Genomic DNA, 20,948 nt, shown 5'->3' with positions numbered 1-20,948 from the left:
CAGTCGATCTCAGCCGATCTCAGTCGATGCCGCGGATGATGTACGGCTCGGCGGGATCGTCATCGCACCCGGCGAGGCGCACGGGCGCGCAGCGGTCCCAGACGTCGAGGTTGCGGACTTCCTTGATGCGACCTGGTCGCTCGCCCTGCTTCAGGCGGGGCTGCTTGTGTTGAGCCTTGTGCAAAGCCACCACGCACTCCTTCATCGAGGTATTGGTCCGACGCGGTGGCGCCTTTTTCACGAACCGGGAGGTCGGCCAAGGTTTGCGGCGTTCCCGCGACGGGCCAATGGTGTTGGCGTCTCCCAGAAAGGTCGTCCGTCGTTCCTCAGAGTAACGACGGCGCACGCACGGCGCTCGACGTTTTCCGGTGAGATCGGCGGTTCACCGGAAGGCGGGAATTCCACCCCCCGTAAGTGACGGGAAAACGCGGGGGATTTGTGACGCACATCACTCACCCGAATGGCCCTGTGGTTGCTGCAATTGCCCCGATACGTACGCTGGAGAGTGACCCCGCGGAGGGAGTGTGCCCGCCCGCGCGGCCGCAGTGCTACCCATGGGTGAGTGGCATGGTTCTCGGATTCCGGTTACTGGCTCGGGCGGCTGGTCTTCCAGCGGATGCTGGCCGTTCTCTACCTGGTCGCGTTCCTGACGGCGGTGCGGCAGTTCCGGGCACTCATCGGCGCGCGCGGCATGCTGCCGGTGCCCGCCTTCGTGGCGCTGGCGCCCTTCCGCGCGTCACCGTCGGTCTTCCACTGGCACTACTCGGACCGCTTCTTCGCACTCTGGTCGTGGTCCGGGGCGGTACTGGCGGCGGCCCTGGTGGCGGGGGCCGCGGACGCGGTGCCGCTGTGGGCGTCGATGCTGCTCTGGGCGGTCCTGTGGGCACAGTATCTGTCCATCGTGAACGTGGGACAGACCTGGTACAGCTTCGGCTGGGAATCGCTGCTGCTGGAGGCCGGTTCGCTCGCGGTGTTCCTCGGCAACGCCGATACCGCTCCCCCGGTGACGGTCATGTGGCTGCTGCGCTGGCTGCTGTTCCGGGTGGAGTTCGGGGCCGGACTGATCAAGATGCGCGGTGACCGCTGCTGGCGCAATCTGACCTGCCTCCACTACCACCACGAGACGCAGCCGATGCCGGGCCCGCTGAGCTGGTTCTTCCACCATCTGCCCAAGCCGCTGCACAAGGTCGAGGTGGCCGCCAACCACGTGGCCCAACTCGGCCTTCCCGTCCTGCTGTTCACCCCCCAGCCGATCGCCGGGTGGGCCGCGGCCGGCATGGTCGTCACCCAGCTGTGGCTGGTGCTGTCCGGCAACTTCGCCTGGCTGAACTGGCTGACCATCGCCCTCGCCATGGCGACGGCCGCACCGCTGTGGGGCCGGCTCTCCGGTGAACTGCCCGCGCCGCCGCTGTGGTTCGAGGCCCTGGTGCTGGCGGCCACCGCGGGCGTCGCCCTGCTCAGCTACCGCCCGGCGCGCAATCTGCTGAGCCGGCAGCAGATGATGAACACGTCCTACGAGTCGCTGCATCTGGTCAATTCGTACGGCGCCTTCGGCACGATCACCCGGGTGCGCCGGGAGATCGTGGTGGAGGGCACCGCGGACGCGGTCACCGGGCCCGACACGACCTGGATCGCCTACGAGTTCCACGGCAAGCCCGGCGAGGTGCGGCGGCTGCCCCGGCAGTTCGCGCCATGGCACCTGCGGCTCGACTGGCTGATGTGGTTCGCGGCGCTGTCGCCGGCCTACGCGCGGTCGTGGTTCGTACCGTTCGTGGCGCGCCTGCTGGAGAACGACCGGGACACCCTCCGGCTACTGCGCACCAATCCGTTCCCCGATCTGCCACCGGCCCGGATCAGGGCCCGGGTCTTCCGCTACCGCTTCACGACCTGGCGGGAACTGCGGGAGACCGGAGCGTGGTGGCACCGTACCGAGGAGCGGGAGTTCCTGCCGCCGGTCGGGCGGTCAGCTCTGCACGGAATGCGATGACGCTCTCGCGCGCATGGCGCAGCCCTATGCGCGCGAATTCCCTTTCCAGCTCGGCGAGTTCGGCGAGCGTCACGCTCCGGTCGCAGCCGAGGCGGGAGAGCGACTTGGCCAGCCCCAGCCGGGAGAGCGCCGCCCCGCGGGCCTCTTCCATCTCGCGGAACTCCCCCAGCGAGAGGGTGTAGGTGTCGCGCGCCTCCGCATAGCGTCCGGCGCGGTAGAGGACGTTGGCGCGCATCTTGTGGTTGTAGGCGAGCGCGGAGGCCAGGTCCATGGCGCGGCAGACGGTCTCCGCCTCGGACAGCAGAGCCAGCGCCCGCTCCGTCTCGCCCCGCATGGAGAGGACGTCCGCCACCCCGCGCAGGGACCAGGCGCGCCCGCGGGCGTCCTCGCCCCGCTCGGCGATCCGGGCGGACTCCTCGAACAGCTCCAGGGCCTTGTCGAAGTCACCGGTATTGCGGTGTATCTGGGCGATACCAGACATCGCCCAGACCGTGTGCCGGGTCTCACCGTGCGCCCGGGCCTGGGCGAGCAACTGCTCGTGGAGGTCGGCGACCGCCGCATAGTCGCCCTGTATGCGGCCGGTCTCGGCGAGTCCGGCGAGGGAGTAGCCATGGGCGAGGCGGTCGCCGCTCTCGGTGGCCAGGCCTACGGCGTGGGTGAGCAGCCGGCGGGCCAGTGGCAGGCTGCCGCACTGCCGGGCCAGGGTGCCCCCACTCCACAGCGCCCAGGCCATCGCGCCCCGGTCACCGGCGGTACGGGCGCTGCGGTAGGCGGCCCGCCAGGCGGCGCCCGCTTCTGCGACCCGGCCGAGCCGCCGGTGGGCCTCGGCGACCGCGAGCCCGGCCCGGGCCCGGTCCAGTGCCGTGTCCGCCTCTGCGTACGCGCGGTTCGCCGTGGCCAGCACCTCCTCGTAAGAGGAGTTCACGTCCAGTGCCGCACCCAGCTCGCCCTGGTACTCCGGGGCGAATGCTTTGCCGTACATAAATCTGTGGCCTCTCGGTCATCTCCACGCCTTGGCCACGAAACTACGGGGGGTGACGGGGGTGGCGAATCAGTCCGTGTATGTGTTGTCGCGTACGACTGGAGTGCTACGGACGAGGCCATGGTCATCTTGAGGTTGTACGGGTTCGTCAGGGTCATCCGGGGGTCCGGACCGGCGCCGGCCGACCCCGCCGACCGGCACTGCTCGGTACGCGATCCGTACCGTGCCTTGCCGGGCCGAGCGGGGCGGGCCACGCTGCTGGCATGACAGCTGGACGCACGGGACCGCCGTCCGGGCCGGGGCCCGGCCGCCGACGTGTCCTGCGGGCCGTCGCCGCCGGGCTCGCCGGTACGGCCGGGATGGGGCTGTCGGCCGCCGCGGACACCGCGCCCGCACGGGCCGGTCACACCGCCTTCCCGCGCCCGCACCGCAACCGGCCGCTCTTCCTGGGCACGTACACCTCGAAGGAGGGCGGCGGGACCGGTATCGGACTCGGTACGTACGACACCGGGACCGGGCGGATCACCGCCAGGGGGGTCGTGCCCGGGGTGGCCGACCCCTCCTACCTCGCCCTCGCGCCCTCCGGACGCACCCTGTACACCGTCGACGAGCAGGCGCCCGGAGCGGTGACCGCCCTCGCGCTGCTGCCAGGTGCGCCGCCCGTGGTGCTGAACTCCCGCTCCACCGGCGGGGCCGGGCCCTGCCATCTGTCCGTGCACCCTGGCGGGCGCTGGCTGCTCAGCGCCAACTACCTCTCCGGCAGCGTGGCCGTGCACCCCGTCGACCGGACGACCGGCGCCCTGGGCGAACGCACCGACCTGGTCACCCACAGCAGCCCGCCGCCCGGCCCCGGCCAGGACGGGCCGCACGCCCACCAGATCCTCACCGGACCGGACGGCCGCCATGTACTGGCCGTCGACCTCGGCAACGACACGGTCTACACCTACCGGCTGGACACCTCCGCCGGGCGGCTCACCCAGGTGTCGTATGCGACGCTACGGTCCGGCGCCGGCCCCCGGCAGCTGACCTTCCATCCCTCGGGCCGCTTCGCGTACCTGGCCAACGAGGTCGACAACACCGTCGTGGTCTGCGGCTACGACCCGGCGAGCGGACGGCTGACGCCGGGCCGACCGCAGTCCACCGGGACCGGCCCGGGGACCAGCCATCCGGCGCAGCTCCTGGTCACCCGTAACGGCCGCTTCGCGTTCCTGGCCAACCGCGGCCACAACAGCCTCACCCGCTACGCCGCGGAGGCGGGCGGGGCGCGGCTCCGGCTGCTGGACACCGTGCCGGTGGGCGGGGACTTCCCCCGGCAGATCGCCTTCTCGCCCGATGAGCGCTGGCTGTTCGCGGCGAACCAGAAGTCCGGGTCGGTGACGGTGTTCTCGGTGGACGGCCGGACCGGGACGCTCCGGAGCGCGGGTGATCCCTTCCCGGCGCCGATGCCGGTATGTGCACTGCCGCTCTGACCGGCGCGGCCGCCGAAGTACCGCCCCGCCTCGGCCGCCGGAACACCGCCCCGGCCGTGAGGGAAGTCAGCCTGCGACGTACTGCCGCAGCAGGCCGCTCAGCTCCTTTTCGAACTCGGCGTATCGGGACCGGAGTTGAGCGCCCGGCCAGTCCTGAGGCAGCAGGGCGTCCGGCAGCAACGGGTCGGAGAGGAGGTGGCGCAGGGCGGCGGCCGCGATCGTGAAGCGGTCGGCGAGGGCGTCGGCGCCGGCCAGCGCGGACGTCAGGGCGCGGGCCCGTGCCGCCCAGCCGTCCAGGTCCCAGAGCCGGGCGGCGAGTCCGGCCGGGTCACCGTCCGGGTTACCGGTGAGCCAGGTGCACTGGTCGGTGGCGACGGGCGGGCGCGGCCGGTCGAGGTTGGCCGGCCGCAGCCAGCTGCCCTCGCGGAGTTCGGCCAGCCGCAGTGCCGCCATGGCCTGGCGCAGGGCGGTGCGTTCGGCGGCCGGCCGGCCTTCCGGGGTGGTGACGAGGGCGATCTCCCAGTCCCCGTGCCAGCGCCGGGTCCGGGGTGAGCGGCTGTCGTCCTGGCGGGACTGACGGGCCAGCAGGCGGGCGGTGAGCTCGTAGGAGCCGTCGGCCTGCCGCAGGTCGCCCGCGGCCACCATGCGGGAGAGCGCGACGCGGACGGTTCCTTCGGCGATGCCGAAGAGTTCACCGACCCGTACCAGGGCGCGGGCGGGCAGCCGGGGCGGGTGGTGGCCGAGGAGGGTGCTCAGCACGATGGAGCGCGCGGTGAGCGGCCGCAGCGCGAGGGTCGCGGTGGCGCTGGAGTCGCCGCGCGGGGCGGTGGCGTTCGTCTGTACCGGCATCTGTAGCGGAAATTCTAGCGGCGTCGACGCGCTGTCGGCATTACGTTCTTTCCACGGCTGTGGGGATTCTGTAACGTCGGGGTATGACCGTCACTCATGAAGTCGTGAATCAGGCACCGCCGTTGACCGGTTTCAGTACGGCGGACGAGCCGGCCCTGCTGGAGGCGCTGCGCCGGGACGGCGCCGGGTGGGGTGTCCGCGAGGTGACCGAGCTGGGCGCGCTGGCCGGTTCGGCGGCGGTGCAGGAGCAGGCGCGCCGGGCGGAGGAGCGGCCGCCGCGGCTGCACACCCACGACCGGTTCGGGCACCGCGTCGACGAGGTGGAGTTCGACCCGGCCTGGCACGAGCTGATGACCGTCGCGGTGGCGCACGGTCTGCACGCCGCACCATGGACGGACGACCGGCCCGGGGCGCATCTGGTGCGCGCCGCCAAGTTCTACGTCTGGTCGCAGGCCGAGCCGGGGCACGGCTGCCCGGTCTCGATGACGTACGCCGCCGTTCCGGCGCTGCGTGCCGCACCGGACCTGGCCGCGCGGTACGAGCCGCTGCTGGCGTCCCGTACCTACGACTTCGGGCTGCGGGCGCCGCTGACCAAGGCGGGCCTGATCGCGGGCATGTCGATGACGGAGAAGCAGGGCGGAAGCGACGTACGGGCCAATACCACCCGCGCGGTGCCGACCGGGGACGGTACGTACCGGCTCACCGGCCACAAGTGGTTCACCTCGGCGCCGATGAGCGATCTGTTCCTGGCGCTGGCGCAGACCGCGGAGGGGCTGAGCTGCTTCCTGCTGCCGCGCGTGCTGCCGGACGGCACGCGCAACGGGATGCGGCTGATGCGGCTCAAGGACAAGCTGGGCAACCGCTCCAACGCGTCCTCCGAGATCGAGTACGACGAGGCGGTGGCCTGGCCGGTCGGCGAACCCGGCCGCGGGGTGCGGACCATCGTCGAGATGGTGAACATGACCCGGCTGGACTGTGTGCTGGGGTCGGCGGCCGGGATGCGGGCCGGGCTGCGGCAGGCGCTGCACCACACCGCGCACCGCCGGGCGTTCGGGCGCGAACTGGACCGGCAGCCGCTGATGCGGTCGGTGCTCGCGGACCTGGCGATCGAGTCGGAGGCGGCCACGCTGCTGGGGATGCGGCTGGCCGCGGCGGTGGACCGGTCGCAGGGCGGGGACGCCCAGGAGGCGGCGCTGCGCCGGCTGGCGCTGGCGGCCGGCAAGTACTGGGTGTGCAAACGGGGCAGCGGCCATGCGGCGGAGGCGCTGGAGTGCCTGGGCGGCAACGGCTACGTCGAGGATTCGGGCATGCCGCGGCTCTACCGGGAGGCGCCGTTGCTGTCCATCTGGGAGGGTTCGGGCAATGTCGCGGCCCTCGATGTGCTGCGGGCGCTGGGCAGGGAACCGGCCGTACTGGACGCGTTCTTCGCCGAGGTGGAGTCCGCGGCGGGCGCCGACCGGCGGCTGGACGCGGCGGTGGCCGGGGTCCGCAAGACGCTCGGCGCACTGGGCGGTCCGGAGCGGGCGCAGCTGATGGCGCGGTCGCTGGCGGAACGGATGGCGCTGGTGCTCCAGGGATCACTGCTGGTGCGGCACAGCCATCCGGCGCTCGCCGACGCGTTCTGCGCCTCGCGGCTCGACGGGGAGTGGGGTCAGGCGTACGGGACCCTGCCGGCCGGCGCCGGTCTCACGGCGATCCTGGAGCACGTCCGGCCCTGCCCGGACGGCGCGGCGGCCGGGCAGGCGGGCTGATGTCCGTACGGTCCGTGCGGATCGAACGTGCCGGTCCGGTGACGACGGTGGTGCTGTCCCGGCCCGCCGCCCGCAATGCCGTGGACGGCGCCACCGCACGCCAACTCGCCGATGCCTTCCGGGATTTCGACGCCGACGACGAGGCGCGGGTGGCGGTGCTGTGGGGCGAGGGCGGGACGTTCTGCTCCGGCGCCGACCTCAAGGCGGTGGGCACCGCACGCGGCAACCGCGTGGCCCCGGACGGCGACGGGCCGATGGGCCCGACCCGGATGCGGCTGGGCAAGCCGGTGATCGCGGCGGTCGCCGGCCATGCGGTGGCCGGCGGGCTGGAGCTGGCGCTGTGGTGCGACCTCCGGGTGGCCGAGGAGGACGCCGTCTTCGGGGTCTTCTGCCGCCGCTGGGGCGTACCGCTGATCGACGGCGGAACGGTGCGGCTGCCGCGGCTGATCGGCGCGAGCCGGGCGATGGACCTGGTGCTGACCGGCCGCCCGGTCCCGGCGACGGAGGCCCTGCACATCGGGCTGGCCAACCGGGTGGTCCCCACGGGCACGGCCCGCACGGAGGCGGAGCTGCTGGCCGCGGAGCTCGCCCGCCTCCCGCAGGCGTGCCTGCGCAGCGACCGGGCCTCCCTGCTGGACCAGGAAGGCAGGGACGAGGAGACCGCGATGGGCGTCGAACTCCGCCACGGGCAGGGTGTACTGGCCGAGGCGCCGGCGGGTGCGGCGCGGTTCGCCGCCGGGGCGGGGCGGCACGGGGAGCCGGAGCGGACATAGGGACGGTGCCGGACATCCCGTCGTTCGCCCGAAGGGCGGGAGTTTGACGGCAGAACCCAGGGACTGGGCCGGAAATCCCGCCCGCCGCCTCTGCTTGCCGGACGTCCACTCCCGCTTCATTTCCTCGTCATCATCGCCCCCGACGGCCGTGAGAGAAAGCCAGACATGTGCGATGACGAACTGATCCCGCCGCAGGCGGACATGACCGAGGGACAGTGGCTCCATTGGCGCACGGACTCCTCGCCGACCGACGACGCCGCGCACCGGGCCGGCTCGGAGGCCACGGCCGGGGCGCCGGGGCGCACCACGGGACGCGTGCCGCGGTGGGTGAACCGGCGGACGCTGCTGGGCGGCGCGATGGCCGGGGCGGCGCTGGCCGTGCTGCCGGCCCAGCGGGAGTCGTCCGCGCAGGCCGCCCCTCGCGCCGGTGGCCCGGGTGCCTTCCCCTTCCCCGAACACCCCAACAGCAGGGGTGAGTTCGCCGTCCTGGTCACCGGTGACGCGGGGACGGGGGACGAGGCGCAGTACGCGGTGGCGGCCGCGGCGCACGATGTCTGCCGGGCCGAACAGGTGGGGCTCGCGGTGGGCCTCGGGGACAACATCTACGAGAACGGGCCGGAGTCCGACCACGACTCGGAGTTCCAGGACAAGTTCGAGAAGCCCAACAGCGGCATCGACGTACCGTGGCTGATGGTGCTGGGCAACCACGACTGCTCGGGGCTGATACCCGGCAGCGGCGGCGACCCGTCGCGCGGGGACCGCGAGGTCGCCTATGCCAGGACCTCCAAGCGCTGGTACATGCCGAGCCGTTACTACAGCGTGCCGCTGCCGGCCGCCGATCCGCTGGTGGAGTTCTTCGCGGTCGACACCATCCCGTGGTCGTCGTACGTCGCCCAGCTCGACCCGTACTACCGATGGGACGGCCCGTACATGCGCGAGCAGCGGAGCTGGCTGGACGGCGCGCTGCGCGCCTCGCGGGCCCGCTGGAAGGTGGTGCTGAGCCACCACCCGTACCTGAACAACGGCAAGCACGGCAGCGCCGGTGCGTACGACGGGTTCGAGATCGGGCACTACACCAGCGGTGTCCATCTCCGGGAGATGTACGAGCAGGTGGTGTGCGGCCGGGCCGATCTGATCCTCTCCGGTCATGACCACACCCTGCAGATCCTGGAGCCGACGGCTCGTACCGGCGGAACCCGGCAGGTGGTGTGCGGGGCGTCCGCCAAGACGGAGGACGGGAAGGCGCACTTCCAGCACCCGGCGGCGTGGCAGAACTTCGCCGACCACGGCTTCATGGTGCTGAAGGTGTCCGCCGCGCGGCTGACCCTCGACGCGTACACCGTGGAGGTGGCGACGCGGCGGGCCACCCTGGCGCACCGGACGCGGCACGCCCTCCCGGTGGCAGCGCCCGCCGTCACCCACATGCCGTAACCCGAAGCATCGGACATGCGGGGTACGCAGCCCCCGCCTAGGGTGTTCGCATGGTGGGCGCATCTGTCGCGCGCTCCCGGGACACGAGGTGGGACCGCTCATGACCGCCCCGCCGGCCGGACCTCCCGACGAAGGGTACGACCCCCGAGCCGACCGGAACTGGCGCCGGGTCGAGGAGGACGCGCCCGGGGTGTCCCGGCACGAACCCGTCGGGCTGCGCCGGCGGCTCGCGCTCAACCGGATGGGCACCTTCGACTGGGATCTGGACCAGGGGTGCATGGATCTGGACCCCGGCGCGATGGACGTCTTCGATCTGCTCCCGGGGGAATTCGACGGCGCGCCGATGTCCCTGATCGTGCGGGTTCCGCCGGAGGAGGGACTGCGGCTGGACGAGGCGCTCTCCCAGGCCCTGCAGGACGGCCACGCGTCGTACGGCGCGTACTTCCGGATCCGCTGCCGCGACGGATCCCGGCGCTGGACGCACTGCCAGGGGCGGATCCTGCACGACCCGGACGGGGTGCCGTACCGGGTCATCGGCATCGTCCGGGAGGCGACCGGCGAGCTGGCGGACTCCGCGCTGCTGCGTTCGCTCCAACAGGAGAGCCAGCGGCAGACGGTGATGGTCCAGCAGACCACGGCCGCGCTGGCGCGGGCGCTGTCGATGGCGGATGTCACGCGGGTGCTGACCGGCGCCCGCAGCACCCGGCGGTTCGGCGCGGAAGGGCTGATCCTCGGCCTGGTGGAGAACGACAGGTTCCGGATCATCGCCGCCACCGGCCTGAGGGGCGGGCCTCCCCCGGAGCTGAACACGGCGCGGCTGGACGACACCCTTCCGCTGTCCGACGCGGCCCGCTCACAGCAGCCCGTCTTCCTCAGTACCCGCGGCGAACTGATCGCCCGCTACCCCCGGCTGCGCCCGTACACCGACGCCATTCCTCCGGGCAGTTCGGCCTTCCTGCCGCTGATCGCCCAGGACACCGTGATCGGGGGCCTGGGGCTGTTCAACGCCGAGCCGGCGGTGCAGTCGTCGGAGGCCAGGAACCTGGCGCTGGCGCTGGCCGGTGTGGTGGCCCAGTCGGTGCAGCGGGCCACCCTCTTCGACCAGGAGCGGGAGTTCGCGACTGGGCTTCAGGCGACGATGCTGCCGCGCCGGCTGCCGCCCCTCGCGGGCGGTGCGGTCACCGTCCGCTACCACCCGGCGAGCGTCGGGCGGGACATCGGCGGCGACTGGTACGACGTCATCGCGCTGCCCCGGGGACTGACCGGACTGGTGGTCGGCGACGTGCAGGGCCACGACACCCACGCCGCGGCGGTGATGGGCCAGCTGCGGATCGCGCTGCGGGCGTACGCCAGTGAAGGGCACACACCGGAGACCGTGCTGGTACGGGCCTCCCGCTTCCTGGCCGAACTCGACACCGAACGGTTCGCGACCTGCACCTATGTCCAGGCCGACCTGGAGTCCGGGGCGCTGCATGTGGCACGGGCCGGTCACCTGGGGCCGCTGATCAGCACCGCCGCCCGGCATATCGACTGGCCCGAGGTCCGCGGCGGGCTGCCACTCGGCCTGGCCACCGCCTTCGGGCACGACCATTTCCCGGAGACCCAGCTGTTCCTGGAGCCGGGGTCGACGCTGCTGCTGTGCACCGACGGCCTGGTCGAACAGCCCGGCGAGGACATCTCCGCGGGCATCGACGCGCTGTCCGCGGCGGTCCGCACCGGCCCCTCGGACCTGGAGGCGCTCGCCGACCGGCTCTCCGACCACCTGTGGGCCGAGCCCGGCTCCGAGGACGACATGGCCCTCCTGCTGCTGCACCGGCTGCCCGCTCCCGGCGCCGCCGCCACGCCACGGCTGCGGCTGCACGTCCATCAGGCCGACCCCTCGGGTGCCTCGGAGGTCCGCTCGGCCGTGCGCCGCACGCTGGACCAGTGGCGGGCGGGCGGCATCATGCACGACGTCGAGGTCGTCGCGTCCGAGCTGATCGCCAACGCGCTGACGCACACCGAGAGCGGCGCCCTGGTCTCCGTGGAGCTGCTGCCCGGCGCCCCGCGCCGGATCCGGCTGGAGGTCGAGGACCGCTCCAGCCAGTGGCCGCGACGGCGCAGCCCCGGGGAGACCGCGACCTCCGGCCGGGGCCTGATGCTGGTCGAGGCCCTCGCGGACCGGTGGGGTGCGGAGCCGCGCGGGGCGGGCAAGGCGCTGTGGTGCGAGTTCGTGGTGCCGTAGTGCCCCGGCAGCCCGGTCCGCGGCTGACTCGCCGACCGGACCGGCCCAGGGCGCTTCCGACGCCCGCGGTGTCAGTCCTCCGGGCCGTACCACACCGTCGTCATATTGCAGAATTCCCGGATGCCGTGCCCGGAGAGCTCCCGTCCGTAGCCGGAGCGCTTGGCGCCGCCGAAGGGGAGGCCCGGGTGGGAGGCGGTCATGCCGTTGAAGAAGACCCCGCCGGCCTGCAGGTCCCGCGCCAGCAGCTCCTGTTCGGCCGGGTCGCGGGTCCAGGCGTTGGAACTGAGGCCGAACGGGGTGTCGTTGGCGAGCCGTACCGCCTCCTCCAGGCCGGCGGCGCGGTAGAGGGTGGCGACCGGGCCGAAGGCCTCCTCGTGGTGGATGCGCATACCGGGCGTGATACCGGAGAGGACCGTCGGCTCGTAGAACCAGCCGGCGCGGTGGTCCGGCGGGCGCCGGGCACCGCACAGTGCGGCCGCGCCCTGATGGACCGCGTCGTCGACGAGCTCCTCCAGGTCCCAGCGGCCCTGCTCGGTGGAGAGCGGACCGACCTCGGTGCGCTCATCCATCGGGTCGCCGACCGTCAGCGCGGCCATGCGCGCGGTGAACCGCTCGGCGAAGGCGTCATAGACGTCGTCGTGCACGATGAACCGCTTGGCGGCGATGCAGGACTGGCCGTTGTTCTGGACGCGCGCGGTGACGCCGACCCGGGCCGCCTTGTCCAGGTCGGCGGAGGGCAGCACCAGGAACGGATCGCTGCCGCCGAGCTCCAGGACGGTCTTCTTCACCTCGTCACCGGCGATGGACGCCACCGAGCGTCCGGCCGGCTCACTGCCGGTCAGCGTCGCCGCGGCGACCCGCGGATCGCGCAGGATCTCCTCGACGGCGCCCGAGCCGATCAGCAGGGTCTCGAAGCAGCCGTCGGGGTACCCCGCGCGGCGGAACAGTTCCTCCAGGTACAGCGCGGTCTGCGGCACGTTCGAGGCGTGCTTGAGGAGCCCGGTGTTGCCCGCCATCAGGGCCGGCGCGGCGAACCGTACGACCTGCCAGAGCGGGAAGTTCCACGGCATCACCGCCAGCACGGTGCCGAGCGGACGGTAGCGGACCACGGCACGCATCGCACCGGAGTCCTGCACGTCGGCCGGGTCGGGGAGCTCATCGGCGAGCAGCTCCTCCGCATGATGCGCGTACCAGCGCATGGTCTTGGCGCACTTCGCGGCCTCCGCGCGGGCCTGGACCAGCGGTTTTCCCATCTCGGTGGTCATCGTGCGGGCGACGCCGTCCTGGTCCTCGTCGAGCAGCTCGGCGGCCCTGAGCAGCAGCTCCGCGCGGCGTGCGAACGAGGTGGTGCGGTGCTCCTGGAACGCCTCCTCCGCCCTGACCAGGCGGTCCTCGATCTCGCCGGCGTTGAGCGGCTCGAAGGTCTTCAGGGTCTCGCCGGTGGCCGGGTTGACCGTGGCGATGGCCATGATCAGCACCTCCTACGTGAGCGGTGAGGGCGGCGGTGACGGGTCCGGGACCGGGTCCGGCCCGGGCGGACGGGGGATCGGCTCCGGCTCCGGCGGTATCGGCTCCGGCTCCGGAGGCGGCACCGGCGGCCCGGGAAGCGGCTCCGGAACGGGGCTCGGGGCCGGCTGCGGCTCAGGTTCTCGCGCGTGCACGGGGGCCTCCTCGGGGGTGGGTGGCATGTCCAGTTTGCCTCTCCGCTGCGCTTGGCCGCCTTCCCACGTTGTCGTCTGCGGCGCCGTACCTCCGCTTCGCCGTTGCGCCCGTCGCGGCGCCCCGCTCGTTTTTGGCTGTCCCGCCGTGTCGCCTGGCGGCGGGCCGTTACCGCTGCGCGGGGCTGTACGTCACGGGTGCGAATAGCTGCGCTTGGCTGGCTTCCCACGTTTTTGCCTTTCCCGCCGTTTCGCCTGCGGCGGGCCGTTACCGCTGCGCGGGGCTGTACGTCACGGGTGCGCCCCTCCGGACTGGCGTCCTGCGGTGCGCCCCCTCCCGTGGGTGGGGGGAGTTTCCCGGTGGGGGTGACCGTAACCCCGTACGCGCGCGCAGTGGACCACTCGGGTGCACCCCCACCGGCCTGTTTTCCTCCCACCCGCGGGAGGGGCCGCTCCGCAGGACGGCAGTCCGGAGGAGCGGACCCGCACCCGAACAACCCACGCCCGCCGCAGGCGCAACGGCGAAACGGAAGGCACGGCGGGAAAGCCGAACACGTGGGAAGCCGGCCAAGCGCAGCGGAACGTGGGAAGCAAGCCCAGCGCAGCGTCACGGCTCGGGGTGGCGCGCGTCGTAGCGGGCGAAGGCGCGGCGGCCGAGGCCGAGTGCGGCGACCACGAGGACGCAGGCGAGGCCGCCGCCGATGATGGCGGTGGCCGGGGAGGTCAGATCGGCCGCCGAGCCGGCGAGGAAGTCGCCCAGGCGCGGGCCGCCCGCCACCACGACGATGAAGACGCCCTGGAGGCGGCCGCGCATCGCGTCCGGCGTCGCGGCCTGCAGGATGGTGCTGCGGAACACCATCGAGACGGTGTCCGCGCAGCCGGCCACCGCCAGGAAGAACAGTCCGAACCACAGATGCCGGGAGAGCCCGAAGCAGGCGACGGCCGCGCCCCAGGAGGCCACCGCGAGCAGAATCGCCAGGCCGTGCCGGCGGATCCCGCCGAGCCAGCCGGAGAACAGTCCGCCGAGGACGGCGCCGACGGCGGGCGCGGCGGCCAGCAGGCCGACCGTCTTGGCGTCCCCGGCGAACCAGAGCACCGCGACCGCGGGGAAGAGTGCACGCGGCTGGGCGAGCACCATCGCCGCCAGGTCGGTGAAGAACGTCATCCGCACATTGGGGCGCGTGGCGAGGAAGCGCAGGCCGTCGAGGACGGAGGCCCGGCGTTGCGGCCCCTCGCCCTGGTCGGGGCGCATCGCCGGGAGCCGCCACATCGCGTACAGCGATCCGCCGAAGGCCACCACGTCGATGAGGTAGGCCGCCTGATAGCCCCACAGGCCGACGATGACACCGCCCAGCATCGGACCGCCCATCAGACCGAGGTTGGTGGTCAGGGAGTTGAGGGCGTTGGCGGCCGGGAGCTGCTCGGTGGGCAGCAGCCGGGGGATCATCGACGAGCGGGCCGGGGAGTTCATCGCGAAGCAGACGGCCTGCAGGGCGACGACGGTGTAGAGCAGCCAGACCCGGTGGTATCCGGCGAGCGCCGCGCCGGCCAGCACGAGGGACATCGCGGTCGCGCCCGCGGCGCTGTACAGACCCAGTCTGCGGCGGTCGACGGTGTCGGCGATCGCGCCGCCGTAGAGCCCGAAGACGACCAGGGGGACGAGGGAGCACAGGCCGACCAGTCCGACGGCGAAGGTGGACCGGGTGAGGGCGTAGACCTGGAGGGAGACAGCGAGCGCTGTCATCTGCTGGCCCATCCAGGAGACGGTGTTGCCGCACCACAGGCGGCGGTAGTCCGGGGAGGTGCGCAGCGGGGTCAGATCGGCGAATATCCGGGAGCGCGTGGGTATTTCGCGCTTTTCCGGGTGCGCCGGGGAGGGTTCGCCGGAGGAGTTGCCGGAGGACGCGTCAGAGGTCGTTGTACGGGGCACGCGTCGCAGTAAAACATGTTACGGAAGCCCGTACACCCGCCGTGCGTTCTCCGCGGCGATCATCACCCCGACCCGCCGGGCGTCCTCCTCCGACCACGCCCCGGCCGCCGTCCACTCGCCGAGGACGCCCGCCAGCGCGGTCCGGAAGAGCGCACTGCCGACGACGTACAGCTCGGGGAGGCCGTAGGCGTCGGTGGAGAAGAGCAGTTTGCCGAAGGGGGCGAGCTCCAGGAATTCGGCGAGGACGGCGGTGGCGCGCGGGCCGGTGTGAGTGAGCGTCAGCCCGATGTCGGCGTACACGTGCGGGAAGACGGCCGCCAGGTAGGCGGCCTGGCGGTGGTACGGGTAGCAGTGCAGCAGCACCAGGTCGGTACCGGTGCCGGCGAGGGCCCGGATCAGGTCGGTGAGCAGCGCCGGGTCGGCGTGGTCGAGCCGGAGGTCGGGGTCTCCGAAGCCGGTGTGGAACTGAAGGGGGCGGCCGGTGGCGACGGCCAGCCCGATCAGGTGGCGCAGCAGGACCGGGTCGGTGAGGCGGGGCGCGCCGGCCGCCGACCAGGCGCGGGCGGCGGCGTGTACCGCGTCGGTGCCCGGGGGTTCGGGGGTCAGCGCGAGGCCATGGCGGTAGGCGACGACGGTCTTGAAGGCCACGGCGGTGCGCGCGGCGTCGTGGACGGCGTGGGCGAGCGCGCCGGGGAGGTCGTCCGGGTTCCGTACCGTGGCCGCGGTGTGTTCGGCGAGGGTTTCCAGGCGGACGATCTCGTGGCCGGTGCCGCCGCCCGCGGCGGCCGTCTCCGCCGGCCCGGTCAGCTCGCCGGGCAGTCCGGTGTCCAGGAGGTAGGTGCCGATGCCGGTGGCGCGCAGCAGGCGGCGCCGGGTCTCGTCGGGGCCCAGCTCGTGCCGGCGGGCCAGGTAGCGGTCGGGCGGGCAGTGCGCGGGCAGGCCGAGCAGCGGCGGACACCAGCGGCGCACGGCGAAGCCGGTCTGGGTGTCGAAGAAGGTGGTGCCGGCCGCGGGCGGCCGGTCCGATTCGGTGAGGTACCGGGCGAACGTCCCGGGGCCGGGGTCGCGCCGGAGCACGCCGTGGCAATGGTGGTCCACCAGCGGCGGCAGTCCGTCGGTCAGGCCGGGGCCGCTCCCCGGGAGGGCCGTGGGCATCACCAGCGCCAGCGGGTGGCGGCGGCGATCTCCTCGGGCCCGCGGTCCGCGAAGTGCGCCTCCTCGGCGCGCCGGACCGCGAGCACCGCGCCGTGCAGCACCTCGCCCATCGCCTCGCGCAGCGGCGCCGACTTCTCCAGCCGGTCGGCGGCCTCGGTGAGGGTCGCGGGCAGCCGTACGATGCCGCGCCGGGCGCGTTCGCGGACGCCGAGGTGGGCCGGGTCGCCGCTCTGCGGCGCCGGCAGTTGAGCGGCGGTCTCGATACCGCGCAGTCCGGCGGCGAGCACCGCGCCGACGGCGAGGTAGGGGTTGGCGGCGGCGTCGAAGGGCTTGATCTCGGCGTGGCCGCCGTCCGGGTCGTCGGGAGCGCCGGTGATCAGCCGGAGCGCCGCCTCACGGTTCTCCACGCCCCAGCACTGGTAGACGCCGGCCCACTGGGAGGGCTGGAGCCGCAGATAACTGGCGGGTGACGGGCAGCCGACGGCGAGCAGGGCGGGGAGGGTGTTCAGGACGCCGCCGAGGAAGGCCGCCGCGTCCGGCGCCAGGCCCCATGCGGCGTCGGGTGCGCGGTGCAGACTGCGGCCGTCGCGGTACAGGCCGAGGTGGAGGTGGCAGCCGGTGCCGACCTGTCCGGCGACGAAGGACGGGGCGAAGGAGGCGCGCAGCCCGTGCCGGGCGGAGACCGCGCGGACGGTCTCGCGGACCAGGACGACGTCGTCGGCGGCGCGTACCGGGTCGCCCGGCGCGGTGCTGACCTCGAACTGGCCCGGTGTGTACTCGGGGTGGAGCTGGAGGACGTCGATGTCCTGGAGGGCCAGTGCCTCGGTGACATCGCGGAGGTAGTCGGAGAGTTCCACGATCCGGGTCATGCCGTACGCGGGGCCGGCGCAGGGGTGGTCGAGCTCCTCGTCCGCCTCGGGGGCGGCCGGGCGGCGTCCCTCGGGGACGCGGGTGACCACCCACTCGGTTTCGAAGCCCATCCGCACCTCCAGACCGGCCGCGGTGGCCCGCTCGGCCATCCGCCGGGCGAACAGCCGCTGGCAGGCGGGGTGCGGCGCGCCGAGCTGGTCGTAACGGTCGGCCGGCGCCCAGGCCCAGCCGGGCTGGCCGGCGAGGGTGGTGAGGCGGCCGAGGTCGGGGAAGAGCCGCAGGTCCCCGTCGGGCCCGCCGAGGTGGTCGGATGCGGTGATGGTGTCGTCGGAGGTGAAGACGTCGAAGACCGGCGACATTCCGACGCCGCGCGTCACGGCGTCCGCCAGCCGCTCGGCCGGGATGGCCTTGGCGCGGGTGATGCCCGCGTTGTCCACCCAGGTCAACGCCACGTTCCGGACGCCTTCCGCCGCCAGTCGCGCCGCCGTCCGGCGGGCCTCCTCGACCTGTTCCGCAGCCCGCGTCGCCATGGAGCCGTCCTCACCCTCACCCGTGCCGATCCCTCGGCGCCCGTTCCCCCGCTGGTGACCGGGTGGCTCCATGATCCCCAGCTCACGCCGGGACGTACCGCCACCCGGTCAGGGGCAGTTGAACTCGCACCATACGCACTTTCCGCCGCCGCGCGGCTCCACACCCCAGACGTCCGTCAGCCGGTCGACGAGGAGCAGGCCCCGGCCGGAGACGCCGGACTCGCCCGGTTCACGGCGCCGGGGCAGGCTGCTGGAGCGGTCCTCGACCTCCAGCCGCAGCCGCCGCTCGACGCTGTGCGGCATCCGGAGGTGGACCACGGCCCCGCCGTCGGTGTGCACCAGCGCGTTGGTGATCAGCTCGTCGGCGACCAGCTCGATCTCCTCGGCTCGCTCGGGCGCGCCCCAGGCGCGTACCGCGTCCCGGATCATATGCCGGGCGGCGGAGAGGCCTTCCGGATCGGCCGGTGCGACGTGCCGGCGGAACCGTCCCACGGTGTCGTGCTCCGGGGCGCCCAGCCGCCGCAACAGCAGCAGCGCCATATCGTCCTCGCCGGTGCGGTCGCCCGCGGACTCGCAGAGCCGCTCGGCGAGTTGCTGGACGTCCTGCGGTCCGTCGCGGACCTCGCGGGCCAGGTGCCGCATCCCCTCGTCGAGGTCGGTCCCGGGCCGTTCGACGAGCCCGTCGGTGCACAGCAGCAAGGTGTCTCCGGGGGCGAGCTGGACGGTGGTGACGGGGTAGTCGAGCCGTCGGAACGCGGAGGAGATGCCCAGCGGCAGCCCGCCGGCCACCGGCAGCCGGCGGCAGATGCCCTCGGCGTGCCGCAGCAGCGGGTCGAGATGGCCGGCCCGGACGATACGGGCCGCGCCGGTGCTCAGATCGGCGTCGACGTAGATGCAGGTGGCGAAGCGGTCGGTCTCCAGCTCGTTGAGGAAGGCGGAGGCCCGGCCCATGACCGTGGCGGGGGCGTGCCCTTCGGCGGCGTAGGCGCGCAGCACGATCCGCAGCTGGCCCATCAGCGCCGCGGCCTGGGTGTCATGACCCTGGACGTCGCCGACGACGGCGGCGACGCGGCCGTCGGGCAGCGGGATCACGTCGTACCAGTCACCGCCGATGTCCCGGCCCCTCCGGGCGGAGCGGTAGCGGACCGCGATCTGCGCGCCGGGAACGCCGGGGATCCGGCGCGGCAGCATCGCCTGCTGGAGGCCGGCGGCGATCTCGTGCTCCTGGTCGTAGAGCATGGCGCGGGCCAGGCTCTGCGCGATACTGCTGCCGAGCGCCACCAGGACGCTGCGCTCCTGGTCACGGAAGTCGTTCTCCCGCTCGAAGAACAGGCCGATCACACCGAGCAGGTGTCCCTGGGCGATCAGCGGCAGATAGGCGGCGGAGTGGACGTTCAGCGGCTCGATGGCGTGCCACAGCCGGGGGTAGCCGTACCGGAACTCCGCGCGGTTGCGGACGTAACGCGGGGTGTGGCTCCGTGCCACCTCGCTCATCGGGAACGCGTCATCGACCCGGGTGTAGGCGAGATCGGGGACGAAACTGCCCGCCCGGCCCTCGGAGACCAGCCGGATCCGCCCCGCCTCGACCAGCCCGAGGATGACGTTCTCCGCGCCCAGCCGGCTCAGCCCCTGCTCGTCGGCGAGCACCGCGATCACCTCGCCGACCGTTCTGGCGTGCGCCAGGGCGGCGGTGGTCCGCTCGACGACGCTGGTGTGCCGGCGCCGCTCCTCATCGACCGCGAGCCGCTCCGCGGCGTGGAGGTATTCGTGGGTGGCGTCGCGGACCACACCGATGACACGGCGGGGCCGTCCGGTGCCGTCGCGGCGGATGCTGCCCTGGGCGTGGGTCCAGCGCAGCTCTCCGTCCCTCAGCCGTACGCGGAAGTAGGCGCCGTACGAGTCGCTGCCGTCCTTGAGCGCCCGGGCCACCAGGGCGTCCAGCCGGGCCGCCTCATGGGCCGGGACGCGCCGGTTCAGGGTCGCCGGACGGTCGTCGTACTCCGACCGGCGCAGATCGAAGACCGCCAGGGCGGGCGGGTCCAGGTGCATCAGCCCGCTGTCGAGGTCCCAGTCGAAGCCGCCCATGTTGTTGAGGGCAAGCGTCAGATCCGGGTGGGCGGGCCAGTCGTCCGGCACCGACACGGTGGGCTGGGTCGCGCGGGGGCGGTCAGCCATGTGGTCACTCTACGCGTTGCGGGCGGCGAGCACTCAGCCCTGCCTCACCAGGCTGTTTCCCTTCTCTTAAGGCGGGGGTCGTGCCGAAGGACACCGGACTTATTGACGAGGACATGTCGTGTCGCCACAGTCTTCTCCCGACGGCTCCCCCACGCCACAGGAGACGCATATGCAGCCTCTGGTCAGGAACCCCCGCTTGGCGCTGCCCGTCGCCGCGGGCGCGGCCCTCGCGCTCATCGGGGGCGTCGCGCTGTGGTCGACCGCGAACCGCGCGGACGCCACACCCGGCCACGCGGACGCCGCACCCGGCCGCGCGGCGGGCGCACCCGCCGCCGGGTTCACGGTCGCCGCCGCCGGCGACATCGCCGAGAAGTGCACGGCGAGCGACAGCGGCTGCGAACACCCCAGGACCGCCGCGCTGGTGCGGCAGATCAACCCCGCGTTCGTGATCACTATGGGGGACAACCAGTACGACAAGGCCCGGCTCAAGGACTTCCAGCGCTACTACGACAAGTCCTGGGGCGCCTTCAAGGACAGGACACATCCGAGCGCCGGCAACCACGAGACCTACGACCCGGACGGCGAACTCGCCGGATACAAGGCCTATTTCGGGTCCCTCGCCTATCCGGAGGGCAAGAGCTACTACAGCTACGACCAGGGCAACTGGCACTTCATCGCACTGGACTCCAACAGCCTGAACTCCGCCCAGCTCGACTGGCTCAAGACCGACCTCGCCGACAACTCCAAGAAGTGCGTGGCCGCTTACTGGCACCACCCGCTCTTCTCCTCCGGCGAGCACGGCAACGACCCGGTCAGCCGCCCGGCCTGGAAGCTGCTTCACGACGCCGGAGCAGAGCTGGTCCTCAACGGCCACGACCACCACTACGAACGGTTCGCGCCCCAGGACCCGGACGGCAAAGCGGAGAAGAACGGGATCGTCGAGCTCCTCGGCGGAATGGGCGGGGCCAACCCGTACAAGATCGAAGAGGTCCAGCCGAACAGTGAGAAGCGGATCACCGACACCTTCGGGGTGGTGAAGCTGAACTTCACCGACACCGGCTTCTCCTGGGAGCTGATGGGCACGGACGGGAAGACGAAGGACCGCAGCCCGGACTACCCGTGCCACTGACAGCTGTCGTGCCACTGACACCTGCCGGCACCGAG

The 20,948-nt window shown here is 72.8% G+C and carries 15 protein-coding genes; 7 read left to right on the top strand and 8 right to left on the bottom strand.

The genetic code is table 11. The features are described 5' to 3' along the window. Positions 1–19: 19 nt before the first annotated feature. Complete coding sequence (locus ACFY12_RS30655) at positions 20–190, bottom strand: hypothetical protein (RefSeq protein WP_181690413.1); 171 nt, start codon at positions 188–190, stop codon at positions 20–22. Between the two features lie 372 nt (positions 191–562). Here ACFY12_RS30655 and ACFY12_RS30650 point away from each other — a divergent pair, with 372 nt between their 5' ends. Then, positions 563–1,987, top strand: a complete 1,425-nt coding sequence (locus ACFY12_RS30650) for a lipase maturation factor family protein (RefSeq protein ID WP_390719190.1) — start codon at positions 563–565, stop codon at positions 1,985–1,987. Here the strand turns inward: ACFY12_RS30650 and ACFY12_RS30645 are convergent. Then, positions 1,881–2,969, bottom strand: a complete 1,089-nt coding sequence (locus ACFY12_RS30645; RefSeq protein ID WP_390719189.1) for a tetratricopeptide repeat protein — start codon at positions 2,967–2,969, stop codon at positions 1,881–1,883. The two genes, ACFY12_RS30650 and ACFY12_RS30645, sit on opposite strands and share 107 nt — an antisense overlap. A gap of 263 nt (positions 2,970–3,232) precedes the next feature. Between ACFY12_RS30645 and ACFY12_RS30640 the strand changes: the two genes are divergently transcribed. Next, entirely contained in the window at positions 3,233–4,438 is a 1,206-nt protein-coding gene (locus ACFY12_RS30640; protein ID WP_390719188.1) for a lactonase family protein, read from the top strand. A 66-nt stretch (positions 4,439–4,504) separates the two neighbouring features. On the opposite strand, the gene ACFY12_RS30635 is transcribed toward ACFY12_RS30640, so the two are convergent. Next, positions 4,505–5,287 (bottom strand): PaaX family transcriptional regulator C-terminal domain-containing protein, encoded by a 783-nt coding sequence (locus ACFY12_RS30635; protein ID WP_390719187.1) that lies wholly within the window; start codon positions 5,285–5,287, stop codon positions 4,505–4,507. Between the two features lie 83 nt (positions 5,288–5,370). Here ACFY12_RS30635 and ACFY12_RS30630 point away from each other — a divergent pair, with 83 nt between their 5' ends. From ACFY12_RS30630 to ACFY12_RS30615, 4 genes are all read left to right on the top strand, one after another. Beyond that, positions 5,371–7,038 carry an acyl-CoA dehydrogenase family protein gene (locus ACFY12_RS30630; RefSeq protein ID WP_390719186.1) on the top strand — a complete coding sequence of 556 codons (1,668 nt, stop codon included), beginning with the start codon at positions 5,371–5,373 and terminating at the stop codon, positions 7,036–7,038. Continuing rightward, on the top strand, positions 7,038–7,811 hold the full coding sequence (locus tag ACFY12_RS30625; RefSeq protein ID WP_390719185.1) for a crotonase/enoyl-CoA hydratase family protein: 774 nt from the start codon (positions 7,038–7,040) through the stop codon (positions 7,809–7,811). Before ACFY12_RS30630 ends, ACFY12_RS30625 begins: the two co-directional genes overlap by 1 nt. A gap of 165 nt (positions 7,812–7,976) precedes the next feature. Then, positions 7,977–9,242, top strand: a complete 1,266-nt coding sequence (locus tag ACFY12_RS30620) for a metallophosphoesterase (protein ID WP_390719184.1) — start codon at positions 7,977–7,979, stop codon at positions 9,240–9,242. Between the two features lie 100 nt (positions 9,243–9,342). Then, positions 9,343–11,466 (top strand): SpoIIE family protein phosphatase, encoded by a 2,124-nt coding sequence (locus ACFY12_RS30615; protein ID WP_390719183.1) that lies wholly within the window; start codon positions 9,343–9,345, stop codon positions 11,464–11,466. 71 nt (positions 11,467–11,537) lie between these two features. Here the strand turns inward: ACFY12_RS30615 and ACFY12_RS30610 are convergent, their stop codons facing one another. From ACFY12_RS30610 to ACFY12_RS30590, 5 genes are all read right to left on the bottom strand, one after another. Continuing rightward, positions 11,538–12,935, bottom strand: a complete 1,398-nt coding sequence (locus ACFY12_RS30610) for an NADP-dependent succinic semialdehyde dehydrogenase (RefSeq protein ID WP_390719182.1) — start codon at positions 12,933–12,935, stop codon at positions 11,538–11,540. Between the two features lie 796 nt (positions 12,936–13,731). Continuing rightward, entirely contained in the window at positions 13,732–15,054 is a 1,323-nt protein-coding gene (locus ACFY12_RS30605) for an MFS transporter (protein ID WP_390719181.1), read from the bottom strand. A gap of 18 nt (positions 15,055–15,072) precedes the next feature. Continuing rightward, complete coding sequence (locus ACFY12_RS30600) at positions 15,073–16,209, bottom strand: amidohydrolase family protein (RefSeq protein WP_390719180.1); 1,137 nt, start codon at positions 16,207–16,209, stop codon at positions 15,073–15,075. Then, entirely contained in the window at positions 16,209–17,609 is a 1,401-nt protein-coding gene (locus ACFY12_RS30595; protein ID WP_390719179.1) for a glutamine synthetase, read from the bottom strand. The genes ACFY12_RS30600 and ACFY12_RS30595 overlap by 1 nt, the downstream gene beginning before the upstream one ends. Positions 17,610–17,717: 108 nt before the next feature. Beyond that, positions 17,718–19,784: a SpoIIE family protein phosphatase gene (locus ACFY12_RS30590; protein WP_390719178.1), complete on the bottom strand. Its 2,067-nt coding sequence runs from the start codon at positions 19,782–19,784 to the stop codon at positions 17,718–17,720. Between the two features lie 169 nt (positions 19,785–19,953). Here ACFY12_RS30590 and ACFY12_RS30585 point away from each other — a divergent pair, with 169 nt between their 5' ends. Continuing rightward, positions 19,954–20,913, top strand: a complete 960-nt coding sequence (locus ACFY12_RS30585) for a metallophosphoesterase family protein (RefSeq protein ID WP_390719177.1) — start codon at positions 19,954–19,956, stop codon at positions 20,911–20,913. Positions 20,914–20,948: the final 35 nt, after the last annotated feature.

This window comes from Streptomyces sp. NPDC001339, from assembly GCF_042895955.1.
In the GTDB taxonomy this organism is placed as follows: domain Bacteria; phylum Actinomycetota; class Actinomycetes; order Streptomycetales; family Streptomycetaceae; genus Streptomyces.
This window is presented reverse-complemented; position numbering and strand designations above follow the sequence as displayed.

Bases quoted from the DNA above. Each gene is read 5' to 3' on its own strand.
- ACFY12_RS30645 (WP_390719189.1), bottom strand. From the start codon at position 2,969: ATGTACGGCAAAGCATTCGCCCCGGAGTACCAGGGCGAGCTGGGTGCG.
- ACFY12_RS30640 (WP_390719188.1), top strand. From the start codon at position 3,233: ATGACAGCTGGACGCACGGGACCGCCGTCCGGGCCGGGGCCCGGCCGC.
- ACFY12_RS30635 (WP_390719187.1), bottom strand. From the start codon at position 5,287: ATGCCGGTACAGACGAACGCCACCGCCCCGCGCGGCGACTCCAGCGCC.
- ACFY12_RS30630 (WP_390719186.1), top strand. From the start codon at position 5,371: ATGACCGTCACTCATGAAGTCGTGAATCAGGCACCGCCGTTGACCGGT.
- ACFY12_RS30625 (WP_390719185.1), top strand. From the start codon at position 7,038: ATGTCCGTACGGTCCGTGCGGATCGAACGTGCCGGTCCGGTGACGACG.
- ACFY12_RS30620 (WP_390719184.1), top strand. From the start codon at position 7,977: ATGTGCGATGACGAACTGATCCCGCCGCAGGCGGACATGACCGAGGGA.
- ACFY12_RS30615 (WP_390719183.1), top strand. From the start codon at position 9,343: ATGACCGCCCCGCCGGCCGGACCTCCCGACGAAGGGTACGACCCCCGA.
- ACFY12_RS30610 (WP_390719182.1), bottom strand. From the start codon at position 12,935: ATGGCCATCGCCACGGTCAACCCGGCCACCGGCGAGACCCTGAAGACC.
- ACFY12_RS30600 (WP_390719180.1), bottom strand. From the start codon at position 16,209: ATGCCCACGGCCCTCCCGGGGAGCGGCCCCGGCCTGACCGACGGACTG.
- ACFY12_RS30595 (WP_390719179.1), bottom strand. From the start codon at position 17,609: ATGGCGACGCGGGCTGCGGAACAGGTCGAGGAGGCCCGCCGGACGGCG.
- ACFY12_RS30590 (WP_390719178.1), bottom strand. From the start codon at position 19,784: ATGGCTGACCGCCCCCGCGCGACCCAGCCCACCGTGTCGGTGCCGGAC.
- ACFY12_RS30585 (WP_390719177.1), top strand. From the start codon at position 19,954: ATGCAGCCTCTGGTCAGGAACCCCCGCTTGGCGCTGCCCGTCGCCGCG.